Here is a 13,358-nt window from a genome sequence, read left to right as displayed (position 1 = left end):
ACTTATGTTTTATGTCTATGGAACCGTGGTGTAGTTGGCCTAACATGCCTGCCTGTCACGCAGGAGATCGCGGGTTCGAATCCCGTCGGTTCCGCCATTTTGTTAATTGATGTTGGGGATTAGCCAAGCGGTAAGGCAACGGACTCTGACTCCGTCACCATAGGTTCAAATCCTATATCCCCAGCCATTTTGAGAGCCATTAGCTCAGTTGGTAGAGCACCTGACTTTTAATCAGGGTGTCGAAGGTTCAAATCCTTCATGGCTCACCATTTTCTTTTGCTTTGTGCGCGTGTGGCGGAATTGGCAGACGCACTAGACTTAGGATCTAGCGTCTATGACGTGGGGGTTCAAGTCCCTCCACGCGCACCATTTTTATTTGCGGACGTGGCTCAGCGGTAGAGCATCGCCTTGCCAAGGCGAGGGTCGCGGGTTCGATTCCCGTCGTCCGCTCCAATAGTTTTATATGCGCCCTTAGCTCAGCTGGATAGAGCGTTTGACTACGAATCAAAAGGCCGGGGATTCGAATTCCTCAGGGCGCACCATTTTTTGGAATTAATCTTAACTTTATACTGTCGGGACGTAGCTCAGCTTGGTAGAGCACCTGGTTTGGGACCAGGGGGTCGCATGTTCAAATCGTGTCGTCCCGATATTACATTTTTGCGGGTGTAGTTCAATGGTAGAACTTCAGCCTTCCAAGCTGATAGCGTGGGTTCGATTCCCATCACCCGCTTGGAGATTCACCTTTAAGTTATAAAAGAAAGAGCCGTGGATTTTCACGGCTCTTTCTTTTTATGTAGTATAGGATAGGCTGGTAAACTCGGATGTCTGGGAGGCTGTACTTCTCTTATGTAGGAAGGAATTTTAAGGGAGCCGATATTTACGTATCCTATAAACGCGAGAGCGTAGGCTACTCGCGTTTTTGATGTGAATAAGTTTATAAGAATTGTACGATTGTTGACAGCCAAGGAGAATTAGGCGCTGGTATAGTACAGTTATGGATTCTACAGCATCCCGTAACTAAGGAGTATACTTAATGACTGATAAAATAATTCGAATCTTCAAGATTATTAGTGCCATACAGTCTCATCCAGGAATAAAAGCTGCTGATTTGGCCCTCAAATGTGAGGTGAATATTCGAACAATCTATAGAGACCTGGAAGTGCTCAGTCTTATTGCCCCGGTCACGAATGAGGGTAGAGGTATGGGCTATAAGTTTATGGGTAAGTTTTTTTTATACCCACTTGATTTCTCTGAGCAGGAGGCGCTAGCTTTTTCACTGTTACCTTCCGTGTTGACTCCAGATAAAATCCCACAGGGCTTTAATACAGCTTACGATAAAGTGCTGGGTACACATCTGAAGGAGAAATCAAAGCAGAACGATATTCTAGAGAACATAGCGGATATTATCCAGATGGGTAAGCCTGCTTACCGAAAGGAAAGCCAGAACTTCCTGCAGCCTATTATTGAGGCTATTTTGGAGCAAAGGAGCATCCGTGCGATCTATCATTCACAGTCGCGTAATGCGACAACAGAACGTGAAATCGATCCTTATTATTTGATTCCGCGTGATCAGCGCTTCTATTTAATCGGCTTCTGCCACTTAAAGCAAGCGATCCGGACCTTTCGGATTAGCCGATTTCAGCAGGTGGAAATTACATCCTCGGCTTTTGATAAAGGAACCTTTAATATCAAGCAATATTTGAAAAATACGTGGTCTATTGACCGTGGCAGTAAAAATATAACGTTCAAGGTTCGTTTTCGCTCGGAGATAGCCCGCTATATTAAAGAAGAAGAGTTGTTTGTCCACCCACGGATGAGGGATGAAGAGGACGGTAGCTTAAACTTCGAGGTTACAGTAAATAATGAGAAAGAATTCATGAAATGGATTCTGCAATATGGGCCTAATGCAGAGATTATAGAGCCAGTATCGGCAAGAGAGCAATTAAAGCAACAGTTGGAGCAGTGGATGAGTATTTATCAGAACTCATCTCAACCGGATAAGTTGTATTAATCTGACTGGAATATAATATTTTCTAGATATGGAATTGAAAACGTTTGACTCTTATCGAATTGGATGCTAAGCTTGGCTGAAGTATAGGCATTCCGCAAAGCTGCGGGGTGCCTTACTCTGTTTTTGGGAATATTATTTACCATTAATTGTTACCTGAGGGGTGATACGCCATGTGCACTTCATTGTTTTCAAATATAGGATTAAGAACTACTGAATAATTAAAAACCCGGGAGGAATTAAGATGATACAAGTGAAAGAATTTGTGGATGCGGATAATTCTTATGCAGAAAATAAGGCGAATGAGTTCTTGGCGGGGCTACAAGAGGATCAGGTTGTGAATGTATGTTACGGGTCAGTTGTTAAAGCATCACGTGATGGAGTACAACATCAGAGAAGTACTATTCTGATCGTTTACAAGACGTATGAGAAGCAATAGCTGGGGTATGTTCTTTTCTTGTCTGTCTATAGGTTCAACGCTGTGCCTTTTGTTAGCCGCCATATATATTACGATCAACTACTAATCGGTTCTATAAAGTCAAAAAGAAGGGCTTCCTCAATTTCGAGGAAGCCCTTCTTTCAGTTCTCTCTTACACTCCATCCGGTACGGATAATCCCAATCCGGTGGCGATACGCTGACCAAATTCGGGATCAGCTTTATAGAAATGGCCGATCTGGCGAAGCTTAATATCGTCTCTATCGACAGGTGTCATAGCGCCAACGATGTTCTGTACAAGGCGTGTGCGTTCCTCTTCACTGAGCAGCCGGTATAAATCGCCAGGCTGTGAGTAATGATCGTTATGATCATAGCTGACACTATCAGCAGATCCGGATACTTCAAACGCAGCCGGCTTATTCTGTGGGGATTCTGTTGGTCCACCGTAGCTGTTAGGCTCGTAGTAGACCGAACCGCCACCATTGTTTCCCGAGGCCATCGCACCATCCCGCTGGTAGTTGTTCACTTCAGCCTGTGGACGGTTGATCGGCAGATTGTTGTGGTTGGCACCTACACGGTAACGATGGGCGTCTGCGTAAGCGAACAGGCGGCCCTGCAGCATTTTGTCAGGAGAAGCTTCAATGCCAGGTACAAATGAGCCTGGTGAGAAGGTAGCCTGCTCCACCTCTGCAAAGTAGTTCTCCGGATTACGGTCAAGCACCATGCGGCCTACCTCAATCAGCGGATAATCCTTTTGCGACCACACTTTAGTCACATCAAACGGGTCAAAGCGGTACGTATTGGCATCTTCTTCAGGCATAATCTGCACATGCAGCTTCCAGGCTGGAAAGTCACCCTGTTCAATGGCTCTGAATAAGTCTTCTGTATGATAATCCGGGTTATCACCGGCAATTTGCGCAGCGAGATTCACATCAAGGTTCTTGATGCCTTGTTCTGTTTTGAAGTGGTATTTCACCCAGACAGCAGAGCCTTCAGCATTTACCCATTTGAAAGTGTGGCTTCCGAAGCCGTGCATATGTCTTAAGGTAGCTGGAATGCCACGATCGGTCATTAGAATAGTAACCTGATGCAGCGATTCGGGGGATAAAGACCAAAAGTCCCAAACAGCATTAGGGTTCTTTAAATGTGTCTGCGGATGGCGCTTCTGTGTATGGATAAAGTCCGGGAACTTAATTGCATCACGGATGAAGAAGACAGGCGTGTTATTGCCGACGAGGTCATAGTTCCCTTCTTCGGTATAGAACTTTACTGCAAAGCCGCGCGGGTCACGAACCGTATCGGCAGAGCCCAGTTCACCTGCAACAGTGGACATCCGGATGAACATCGGAGTGCGTTTACCTATTTCGGACAAAAAGCTGGCCTTGGTATATTGGGACAAGTCATGTGTGACTTCAAAGTATCCATGGGCACCGGCACCTTTAGCATGAACGACACGCTCGGGAACACGTTCTCGGTTGAAATGTGCTAATTTCTCAAGCAAATGGACATCTTGAAGTAAAGTAGGCCCACGGGAACCTGCTGTCATTGAGTTTTGATTATCGCCGACCGGAGCGCCTGAGCTAGTTGTAAGATGGTTATTGTTGTTGGTATTCATAAATTGAATCACCTCTTAGGATTTGATTTTAGATTTAGTATAAGTTCTATAATAACAATAATCGAGGGAATTGCAATCTTTTTTAAAATATAAAAATTTATAGATTTCACCCGATAAATTATGCTTATATTTCTCGAAGGCATGGATACCGTCCACAAAAGAACGGTCAAGCCATTTCTTTTTGTAATAATTTTAAATAAGGAATAATTGTGGGATTTTTTGTTTATGCTTCATCCTTAGAATGGACGATAATAGACCTATAAGTATCCCAAGAAGGAGAAACAGATGCTGAATAAATTGATTGCATTACCGTTTACCCTGAATATTGAAGAGCAAAGGCAGTTGCAGAAGGCGACACTTGAAGAAAATATTGCCCGTGGAAAATTGTTTGCGAAGATAACGATCGGAATTGAAGTGACGCTTGCATCAGCCGATATTGTGGGCTCTTTGTCAAAAGCGCATGCGAGCTTTCAGTTCAGCTTCTATTTTGCGATGTACCTGTTCATGATTCTCCTGAATATTTGCGTTCTATGGGGAGGGGCCAGATATGACAGAAGGAAGGAACGTACAGATCATAACTTGCGTACATATGAGACTGCTTTTTTCCTCTATTCGATTTTATTTATGGTATGGGGGAGCGTTGTTACGTTGGCAGACCAGCGGCTTTATGGGCAATTGATGGCATTTGTTGTTAACGTCATGAGTATCTCGGTAATTTTCTACTTTAATAACAGGAGAGTGCTATTCCTTTATTGTATTTCTACATTCGTATTGTTTATAGGGCTGCCGTTTGTTCAACACTCCAGTGAGGTGCTGATCGGCCATTATGTTAACCTGACAATCTTTCTATTCTTCTCCTGGGTGGCTTCAAGAATTCTGTATGTGACTTATTGCAGCAATTTCTATAGCAGAATTCTGCTGAAGCAGAGTAACCAAAGGCTGGAGGATGAGATAAAAGCGAACCTAAGTGTCCATGAGGAACTTGAGTTAGCGAATGAGGAGCTGCAAAGAATATCGCTTGTGGATGCGTTGACGGAGATTCCGAACCGGCGGGCTTTTGATCAAAGGGTGCAGGCATTGCTTAGTGCTCCGGATTCTGCACCATCGGTCATCTCAATCATTATGCTGGATATCGATTTCTTCAAGCTGTTTAATGATAATTACGGCCATGCGGAGGGGGATGATGTTATTACAAAAATTGCCCAAACGATTCATGCGGCAACGCGTAGCTTTTTGGATATCGCCGCCCGTATGGGAGGTGAAGAGTTCGTATTTGCAGCGTTTAATACCGATGAGCAGGAGGCAATCCAGTTAGGCGAAAGGATCAGATCTCGGATACTGGAGTTGAGATTAAGTCATGAATATTCGGCGGTTAGTCCATATGTTACGGTTAGCTTGGGAACGGCTACCGGTCTAGTTAGCGATCCTGAGCAATTTGCTGAGCTGATGAAAATGGCAGATGAGGCACTTTATTCAGCAAAGGCGAACGGACGCAATGGTCTATTCAGTATGAACAGCCCAAAATCCCGTCCACAGTAGCGGACGGGATAGAAGGAGGCAGGTGAATTCAGGAGAAAGGATAAGCTGCGCTTAGTTCTTAATGTACATTCTATTATAGTATTCCTCGAGCATACGTTTAGTAGCAAATTCAATACGGGTCGTTTCGATGCTCTTCTTCATCATCTGCACCCATTTCTCTTGGTTCTCATAGAAGGTTGGAACTACACGCTTCAAAAGGGTATCGTACAGTGCATCGCTGTCATGCTGGTCCAAAACCGCAAAATCGGCAGTTTCGAATCCATCCCCAATCTGCCAGCCATTCTCGCCATCTATACAGGCTTCTGGCCACCATCCATCAAGGATAGAGCAGTTTAGGACGCCGTTCATGGCTGCTTTCATGCCGGAGGTCCCACTAGCTTCAAGAGGTCTACGCGGATTGTTGAGCCAGATGTCGGAGCCGCGTGTCAGCTGTGCTCCAATGGTCATATCGTAATTTTCCAGGAAGACAACACTCTTGGGGTATTTTTTCATCATTGCTACAAGGTTGCTGACGATTTTCTTGCCGTTATCATCGAGCGGATGTGCTTTACCGGAGAAGACGATTTGTACTTTGCCGGTTTCCAGGTAAGGTTCGATAATCTCCGGTTGGGAGAAAATCAAGTCACTGCGTTTGTATGGAGCGGCTCTGCGTGAGAAGCCGATGAGCAGATTGTCGACATTTAAGGAAATGCCGGAACGCTCTTTGATGAAGCTAATCAATTCTCCTTTGATTTCCTTATGCGTTGCCCAAAGGTCGCCGTCTTCCTCGAAGGCCCGGGTCATCCGTTCATCCACCCAGGTCGGGGTATGAATGGCGTTAGTAATGCCGATAATACTCGATCTGCCGGCTACTTCTTTCCACATTTTATTAGCTGTATCTGCGTGCAACTGGGCAACTGCATTGGAGATGCGGGAAAGGCGCAACCCAGCAACCGTCATATTGAACGGTTCCCCACCAAGCCGCTCCATTTGATCACGAGTTAAACCATTAAAAGCGCTCATATACTCAAGCCGATCGAGCGGGTGGGTTTCGTTGCCTTCTTTTATCGGCGTATGTGTAGTGAATACCACTTCTTCCCGCGTCGCTTTCCAGGCTTCTTCAAAGGTGTCTCCACTCGACATTTTCTCGCGGATTAGCTCGGTTGCTGCCAGCGCTGCGTGGCCCTCGTTGAAATGATAGACGTCGATCGGGATTCCTAAAGCTCGCATGGCCTTAACACCGCCAATGCCAAGCACAATTTCCTGCGCAATCCGTTCCTCTCCGAACCAGCCGTACAGCTGCCCCGTAATCCAGGCATCCGCATTCTCGGGAATGTCTGTATCCAATAAATATAATGGGTTGTTGCCAAAGTGATCCGTCTTCCAGACTTTGCAGACCACATCCGTCTTTCTGACTTTAACGGTAACCTTCACCCCTGTATCTTCAAGGAAGTCATAAACATAATTATAGTAGGAGTCATATGGATTGCCGCTTGCATCAATCTTCTGATCAGTATAACCTTGCTTCCACTTCAGCCCGATGGGGATAATGGGTGCGTTAATATCTTTGGCACCTTTGATGTAGTCTCCTGCCAGAATCCCAAGACCTCCGGCATACATTTTGAAATCGGAATGAAGCCCAAACTCCATACTGAAATAGGCTACTGACGGTAATTTTTTCTGGTTCACTGGGGTAAGCCTCCTAATCGCGGATTAGATTGAAATGCAGCACTGCTGTAGGCCTCATCTAAGGTGCAAACGTTTGCTCAAAAATAGCTATTGGTTCTCTGTGGAAGCGATTGCACACCTATTCTAGCATAAACGCCGCCTAAAAGCATAGCGTAATTTCCGTTCTTAAAAAGGAGTAGGCTCGATTTGAGCAATCGACTAGGACTATAGTAGCGTTGCCATCTTTGCCCCGAGCTATAAGTACCGAAAATATGTTCTTCTATAAGTAAGCTTGCGCTTACATCCGATAGTAAAGGTTAGATATACACAACTACTGGGGAGGCACATAAGAAATGAGAAAAAGTTTTGTAATTCTTGCAAGCTGCATGCTGTCAATTACCCTTATGTCGGGAGCGGTATTGGCAAAGTCCGATAACGGACAAGGTAAGAAGGAAACTATGACAGGTAAGCAGTCGGTCACTGTATCCACACCAGCAGACGAGAAAGATAAGGGAAAAGAAAAAGATAAGGGAAAAGAAACAGTAACCAACGCTACATATAATAATGGTCACAATGGATACAAGGGGCTCTTGAATGCGATTGAGAATGTTAAGGATAAACCAGCTGGTGCCGTTATTGCCGAGCTTCTGTTGACTCAATATAATACTCAACTTACTGCTGAAATGAAAGCAGAGCTTGAGGCGATCGTGGAGAAGGATGCAGCTCTGTCAGCACTTGCGGATATGCTGGACAAAAATGGAAGCGTTACCGATGCGGTTTATGTAGAAAAGGAAGCTATCAAAGCGAATGTAAAGAATCTGGATTCTTACAAAAAACTGGGCAAGCTGTATGAAAAAATGGGTGATAATGGCGTGAAGCTATACGTAAATGGTGAAGAGCCTTCCTATGAAGTCGCCCCAATCCTCACGAACGGCAGTACTTTAGTACCGTTCCGGGCAATTTCCGAGGCCTTGCAAGCAGAGGTGGTCTGGAATAAAGAGGAGCGTTCTGTTACCGTAACCCGTGACGGAATTACAGTGAAGCTCTTTATCGATAAAAAGATAGCTTATGTTAATGGTCAACAGGTCATACTTCTGGTGCCCCCTACGATTATAAACGGCAGTACGGTTGTACCCGTTAGGGTTGTGAGTGAGTCTCTGAAGGCTACTGTTAAATGGGAACCAGAAACGCAGTCCGTAGTGATCTATGAAGAATAGGACAACAAGTTAAGCTGGAGTCAGCAATGAATCCGAAGTTGTGAAAATAAAGAACACGGCGAATGCTGCCCGTGTTCTTTATTTTGCAGAATAGCCAGTAGGGGTTTGATTAACCGGGATATAGTCGATATGATATAAAGTATTACAAACTGGTGGTGTCTAAATGGGGATAGTTGTGATTGGAAGTTTGAATATGGATATGGTTGTGCGCACCGTCCGTGCTCCGGAAGCAGGGGAGACCTTGTTCGGGCAGGGATTTGCTCTGTCTCCAGGCGGTAAAGGTGCCAATCAGGCCGTAGCGGCAGCACGTCTTGGTGCTGAGCTTACGATGGTCGGCCGGGTCGGCAAGGATACTTTTGGCGGCGAGTTACTTGAGATTATGAGACAAGAAGGCATCCATATAGAACATATTTCTGTGAGTGACAACCTAGTAACAGGGGTAGCCTCGATCGTTCTGGAAGAGAACGGAGAAAATAGGATTATCGTTGTGCCGGGAGCGAATATTGAACTTAATGTTGGGGATATTCAAAAGTTAACGTCTGTGATCAGTAGTGCTGAGTTTATTATGATGCAGCTGGAGATGGATCTGGCGATGAGTGAATGCGCGATTCCATTGCACATAGTCACGGTATCCCGGTTATTTTGAATCCAGCTCCTGCAAGAGCACTTAGTGACGAGCTGCTAAGCCAAGTAACGTATCTGACTCCAAATGAGACGGAGGCGGGAATATTGGCGGGTATCGCAGTGAATAGCTTAGAAACCGCTAAGCAAGCGGCCCAGATCCTATTGCAAAAAGGTGTGCAGCATGTGATTGTCACCTTGGGTTCTAAAGGTGCGCTGATCGTTAACCACGAAGGAGTTCAGCATATTCCGGGATTCCCTGTGCATGCGGTAGATACCGTTGCTGCTGGGGATTCCTTTAATGGTGCGTTAGCCCAGCAACTGACAAGTGGCAAGTCACTAAAGGAAGCCGTGAGCTTCGCCAACGCCGTTGGTGCACTGACGGTGGGGAAAGCAGGAGCCATTCCTTCATTGCCCTGGCTGGCAGAGGTTGAGCAGTTCTTGAAGCAGGAAGCCGCGCGATTAGAATAGGTATACTATAAGATGTCGAGTACAAGGAGTTGAAATGGATGAGCAGGACCATAACTATTAAAGATGTGATCATCGGCGAGGGGATACCTAAGATATGTGTTCCACTAGTTGGGACAACGTTATCCGAGCTGAAGCAGGAGACTGAGGCGTTGCAGCTGCTGGCACCAGATCTGGTGGAGTGGCGGGTGGATTTCTATGAGCAGGTGGAGGATATTCAGGCAGTCAAGGAAGCGTTAAAGCTAATTCATGCTATCATTCCAAACCTGCCACTCATCTTTACCTTCCGCAGTGCCAAGGAAGGCGGCGAGAAGCAGGTAAATACAGAGTATTATATAGAACTCAATAAAGCTGCAGCCGAGAGTGGTCTGGTCGATATTATTGATGTTGAATTATTCAATGAGGAAGCAGATATAAGGGGGCTTATTGCCGCTGCCCATGTACATAATGTGTTCGTCATCCTTTCTAATCATGATTTCAATGGAACTCCTGCTAGGGATGAAATCATATCCCGTCTGTGCAGAGCTCAGGAGCTTGGTGGGGATCTGCCTAAAATTGCTGTGATGCCGAAATCTGCAGGTGATGTGCTGACGCTGCTGGAAGCAACCCATATTATGAAGGAGCAATATGCCGACCGTCCAATCATTACGATGTCGATGGCAGGAGCCGGGGTAATCAGCCGTCTCGCCGGTGAAGTATTCGGCTCAGCTCTTACCTTTGGTGCTGCTCATAAACCTTCGGCACCGGGACAGGTGGCTGTTACGGAGTTGCGGGATGTGTTGTCCTTGCTGCATCGCAGCTTGTAATTAGCACCATTGTCTAAGATGCTGATGCTGAGATAGAGCATTTATATACTGTTAGTTCATATCAAACGGCATCCGAATGCAACGGATGCCGTTTGATATGTCTGTCTATTTATTGTTGCAATATTCCCCGCTCCAGAAAAACTTCTTTCGCCACAAACGTTGCATTCAGTACTCGCGGAAAACCGGTATAGGGTATGCAGTGAAGCAGTGCTTCAATAATCTCTTTGGGGGAAAGTCCCACATTAAGCGCTGCATTAATGTGAACTTTGAGCTGAGGCTCACACCCTCCTTGAGTAGTGAGTGAAGATAGGGTTATTAGCTGGCGCTGTTTAGAATCCAGCCCCTCCCTACAATAAATATCACCAAACCCGAATTCAACCACATACTTGCCAAGATCAGGAGCAATATCCTGAAGCGAATCTACTACACGTGCGCCCCCTTCGCCGTCTATTTCCATCAGCTTTTCCCATCCGCGCGCAAAACGTTCAGTAGTCATAAATAATTCCTCCCATTGAATTAGTTGAATTGTCTATTTCAGGGTACACCTTAGAGTGCACTCTAAAGCAATAGGCGAAATTTTGTGGTATGCTTTTTGCATGGAAAAGTTACTTAATATTCAAGAAATGTCGAAGCTCATAGGACTCAGTACGCATACTTTGAGATATTACGAAAAGATGGGAATGCTCAAAGGTGTAGCACGCAATGACCAAGGCTACCGCTGTTATTCGGAAGTTGACCTGCTATGGATTCAGTTTCTGATTTGCTTACGTGAAATGGATATGCCCATCAGCGAAATGATGCACTATTCCAATCTACGTAGCCAAGGAGATTCAACAGTCTATGAGAGGAGAGTTATGCTAGAGGCTCATCAGGATAAGGTTGTGCAGCAAATGAACAAGCTGAATGAAAATCTGGGGAAGATTGGGGCTAAGATTGAGCATTATAAAGGTCTGGAGAAAGCAGTGTTCAGTGAAAAATAAAGCGGCACCAGAATTTCAGATGCCGCTTTTCCCTTTTCTGGAGGCTAGTAAGCCTTCTTACATAGGCATATTAGTGTAAATGTGTACAGCATCTCTCAAGAACTGTGCGAAGCCCGGCTGGTGCTTATCATAATAGCTAGTGAAGCGTTCGTCATCCACGTACATTTGTACGACCCCTGCGTGAGCTTGCTTGGAGTAGCTGTTCCAGTAGAAGCTGAGCCACTGGCGGTGCAACTCAGCACCTTTTTGCGCAAGTTCGCTGCTCGGGTCACCATTCATCATGGCTTGACCGATCGTGTAGAACATTTCCTCTTCAAGCTTCTGGATAGCTGCATATTGTTCTTCCGTCATGTTACTCAGCTTCCGATTTGATTGATCCACGATAACATTCCCGTATTTCGCGCGAATTTCTTGTCCGTATTGCTGCTCGTTATCGGCAATCAGCTTTTGCTTAAAGCCTGCAAATTTCTCGGCATTGTTCATAGTTATTCTCCCTTCGGTGTGCGCCAGCGTCTGTTCAACGTTAGCGATTAATTGGTCTAGCTGTGTTCTCCGTTGAAGCAAATTGTGATGATGTTCCCGCAGTGCTCTGGCTCCGTCAAATGAGGGTGCTGCTACAATTTCTTTGATGGCATCCAGAGTCAAGCCGAGTTCCCGGTAAAAAAGAATTTGCTGCAGCCGATCTACCTCGACTTGACCATAGATACGATAGCCCGAGGAGTTGATTCTTGCGGGCTTAAGAATGCCAAACTCATCATAATAACGCAGCGTCCGCGTGCTTATCCCCGCTAACTTCCCAAGCTTCTGTACTGTGTATTCCGTATGCTCACCTCCTAAAAGTTTTGTAGCATACGCTACATGAATTACTTCGCAAAACTACTTCGTAAGCATAGGTTCATAAACCAACTCTACACCTTGACGTAACGTTAATGTCAAGCGATGCACGCAGAATAGCGGCAGTCCCCATCGTTGTGTCGTGGGGGACTGCCGCTATTTTGATAGAACTAGTGCATAAGTATAGCAACTTTAGAACGCAGTTACTAAGCAGAACTTAGGGCCGTCCCACCTGTGCAGTGAAATAATCCTGCAGCTCCGCCAGCTTCCGAGGATCGGTAAGGGTAGTCTTATCGGAGAAATAATGCTCGGCCACAAGCTCCCAGGTAGGAACGATTTTTTGCGAGTTCATGGCTTTAATGGCGACCTTGACCGTTTTGCGTTCTCTAGCATTGGAGTAGGTATCCTTATAATGCTGTGAGCGCTCGAAATCGAGATCGTTGAATACGGCACGGAAGATCTCCGAGGTCATACGCGCATCATCAAGTGCCCGGTGAGCAGAACCGGAAGGGTCAAGCTCAAATAGAGCCATAGCGCCTTCTACACTGATATCGTTGCTAAGGTTGCGTGCCCGCAGAACACCTTTGAGCAAATCGAAATAAGTAGCTTCCATCCAGTAGGTATCATCCATTTTATGCATACGTATATCCTGAATAATCCGCTTCATATCCTCACCACCCCAGGTAAGGAGCAATACACCGTCCATACTCTGGTCCAACCACTCTGTAAAAGCAGTGATTACCTTTGGGAAGCGGTCTGCGATATCGATATCCTCTTGAGGGATACCTGTTTTTTTCTTAATGAAAGAATTAAGGGTAGAGAAATATATGGGTTTGATCAAGGAAGAGAATTCATCCTGATACTGCAATGAAGAGTCTAACCGGACGGCTCCAATCTCAATGACCTCCATAGGGTGCTCGCTGGCAAACTTACGGCCGTTGAATTCGATGTCCAGAATAATATAATCCACAAGTACTGCCTCCGTTTCCGTGACTGACGCTGCAATAAGCCAAATACGCCGACAATTCTATTTTAACAAAAAAAACGGAATAGTGGGAGATAAGGAAGCGACCAGTTCCGGATATTCGTAAAATAACCCCACAAAGTAGGTTATTGGCTTCGAAGCATACCCAGGTACTTTGCGGGGACCCTGAAAAACAGATTAATTCTCTCTTCTTAAAAAAGGG

At 45.5% G+C, this 13,358-nt stretch carries 13 protein-coding genes and 8 tRNA genes; 16 read left to right on the top strand and 5 right to left on the bottom strand.

The genetic code is table 11. From position 1 onward, the window contains the following. The first annotated feature begins 19 nt into the window (after positions 1-19). From H1230_RS28280 to H1230_RS28235, 10 genes are all read left to right on the top strand, one after another. Positions 20-97 (top strand) — tRNA-Asp (locus tag H1230_RS28280). Between the two features lie 16 nt (positions 98-113). Further along, positions 114-187 (top strand) — tRNA-Gln (locus tag H1230_RS28275). 6 nt (positions 188-193) lie between these two features. Further along, positions 194-269, top strand: a tRNA-Lys gene (locus H1230_RS28270). 16 nt (positions 270-285) lie between these two features. After that, positions 286-369: transfer RNA gene (locus H1230_RS28265), tRNA-Leu, on the top strand. A gap of 9 nt (positions 370-378) precedes the next feature. After that, positions 379-453 (top strand) — tRNA-Gly (locus H1230_RS28260). Between the two features lie 12 nt (positions 454-465). Then, positions 466-542: transfer RNA gene (locus H1230_RS28255), tRNA-Arg, on the top strand. 31 nt (positions 543-573) lie between these two features. Next, positions 574-647: transfer RNA gene (locus H1230_RS28250), tRNA-Pro, on the top strand. A gap of 12 nt (positions 648-659) precedes the next feature. Further along, positions 660-730, top strand: a tRNA-Gly gene (locus tag H1230_RS28245). Between the two features lie 303 nt (positions 731-1,033). Next, a complete protein-coding gene (locus H1230_RS28240; RefSeq protein ID WP_239713115.1) occupies positions 1,034-2,011 on the top strand; it encodes a helix-turn-helix transcriptional regulator in 978 nt (325 codons plus the stop codon). A 241-nt stretch (positions 2,012-2,252) separates the two neighbouring features. Further along, complete coding sequence (locus H1230_RS28235) at positions 2,253-2,447, top strand: sporulation protein Cse60 (RefSeq protein ID WP_154115953.1); 195 nt, start codon at positions 2,253-2,255, stop codon at positions 2,445-2,447. A gap of 151 nt (positions 2,448-2,598) precedes the next feature. Here the strand turns inward: H1230_RS28235 and katA are convergent, their stop codons facing one another. Then, positions 2,599-4,059 carry a catalase KatA gene (katA, locus tag H1230_RS28230; RefSeq protein ID WP_239713114.1) on the bottom strand — a complete coding sequence of 487 codons (1,461 nt, stop codon included), beginning with the start codon at positions 4,057-4,059 and terminating at the stop codon, positions 2,599-2,601. 285 nt (positions 4,060-4,344) lie between these two features. On the opposite strand from katA, the gene H1230_RS28225 reads away from it, so the two are divergent. After that, the gene (locus H1230_RS28225; protein ID WP_239713113.1) at positions 4,345-5,598 is read left to right on the top strand and encodes a GGDEF domain-containing protein; all 1,254 of its coding nucleotides are present in this window, start codon (positions 4,345-4,347) and stop codon (positions 5,596-5,598) included. A 51-nt stretch (positions 5,599-5,649) separates the two neighbouring features. Here H1230_RS28225 and glgP read toward each other — a convergent pair whose 3' ends face one another. Further along, positions 5,650-7,266: an alpha-glucan family phosphorylase gene (gene glgP / locus H1230_RS28220; protein WP_239713112.1), complete on the bottom strand. Its 1,617-nt coding sequence runs from the start codon at positions 7,264-7,266 to the stop codon at positions 5,650-5,652. Positions 7,267-7,598: 332 nt separating this feature from the next. On the opposite strand from glgP, the gene H1230_RS28215 reads away from it, so the two are divergent. The 4 genes from H1230_RS28215 to aroD all read left to right on the top strand — a co-directional run bounded on the left by H1230_RS28215 (position 7,599) and on the right by aroD (position 10,357). Continuing rightward, positions 7,599-8,462, top strand: a complete 864-nt coding sequence (locus H1230_RS28215) for a copper amine oxidase N-terminal domain-containing protein (RefSeq protein WP_239713111.1) — start codon at positions 7,599-7,601, stop codon at positions 8,460-8,462. Between the two features lie 163 nt (positions 8,463-8,625). After that, entirely contained in the window at positions 8,626-9,108 is a 483-nt protein-coding gene (locus tag H1230_RS31465) for a PfkB family carbohydrate kinase (RefSeq protein ID WP_275591011.1), read from the top strand. Continuing rightward, entirely contained in the window at positions 9,063-9,554 is a 492-nt protein-coding gene (locus H1230_RS31460; RefSeq protein ID WP_275591010.1) for a PfkB family carbohydrate kinase, read from the top strand. The genes H1230_RS31465 and H1230_RS31460 overlap by 46 nt, the downstream gene beginning before the upstream one ends. 38 nt (positions 9,555-9,592) lie before the next feature. Further along, positions 9,593-10,357: a type I 3-dehydroquinate dehydratase gene (aroD, locus tag H1230_RS28205; RefSeq protein WP_239713110.1), complete on the top strand. Its 765-nt coding sequence runs from the start codon at positions 9,593-9,595 to the stop codon at positions 10,355-10,357. 109 nt (positions 10,358-10,466) lie between these two features. Here the strand turns inward: aroD and H1230_RS28200 are convergent, their stop codons facing one another. Further along, the gene (locus H1230_RS28200; RefSeq protein WP_239713109.1) at positions 10,467-10,853 is read right to left on the bottom strand and encodes a carboxymuconolactone decarboxylase family protein; all 387 of its coding nucleotides are present in this window, start codon (positions 10,851-10,853) and stop codon (positions 10,467-10,469) included. 100 nt (positions 10,854-10,953) lie between these two features. Between H1230_RS28200 and H1230_RS28195 the strand changes: the two genes are divergently transcribed. Further along, the gene (locus tag H1230_RS28195) at positions 10,954-11,337 is read left to right on the top strand and encodes a MerR family transcriptional regulator (RefSeq protein ID WP_239713108.1); all 384 of its coding nucleotides are present in this window, start codon (positions 10,954-10,956) and stop codon (positions 11,335-11,337) included. A gap of 57 nt (positions 11,338-11,394) precedes the next feature. On the opposite strand, the gene H1230_RS28190 is transcribed toward H1230_RS28195, so the two are convergent. Beyond that, positions 11,395-12,201: a MerR family transcriptional regulator gene (locus H1230_RS28190; RefSeq protein ID WP_239717611.1), complete on the bottom strand. Its 807-nt coding sequence runs from the start codon at positions 12,199-12,201 to the stop codon at positions 11,395-11,397. 187 nt (positions 12,202-12,388) lie between these two features. Beyond that, complete coding sequence (locus H1230_RS28185) at positions 12,389-13,141, bottom strand: 3'-5' exonuclease (protein WP_239713107.1); 753 nt, start codon at positions 13,139-13,141, stop codon at positions 12,389-12,391. Between the last annotated feature and the right edge of the window lie 217 nt (positions 13,142-13,358).

This window comes from Paenibacillus sp. 19GGS1-52 (genome assembly GCF_022369515.1).
Taxonomy (GTDB): Bacteria; Bacillota; Bacilli; order Paenibacillales; family Paenibacillaceae; genus Paenibacillus_AQ.
Note: the sequence above shows the minus strand (reverse complement) of the source record. Positions and strands in the feature narration are given on the sequence as shown.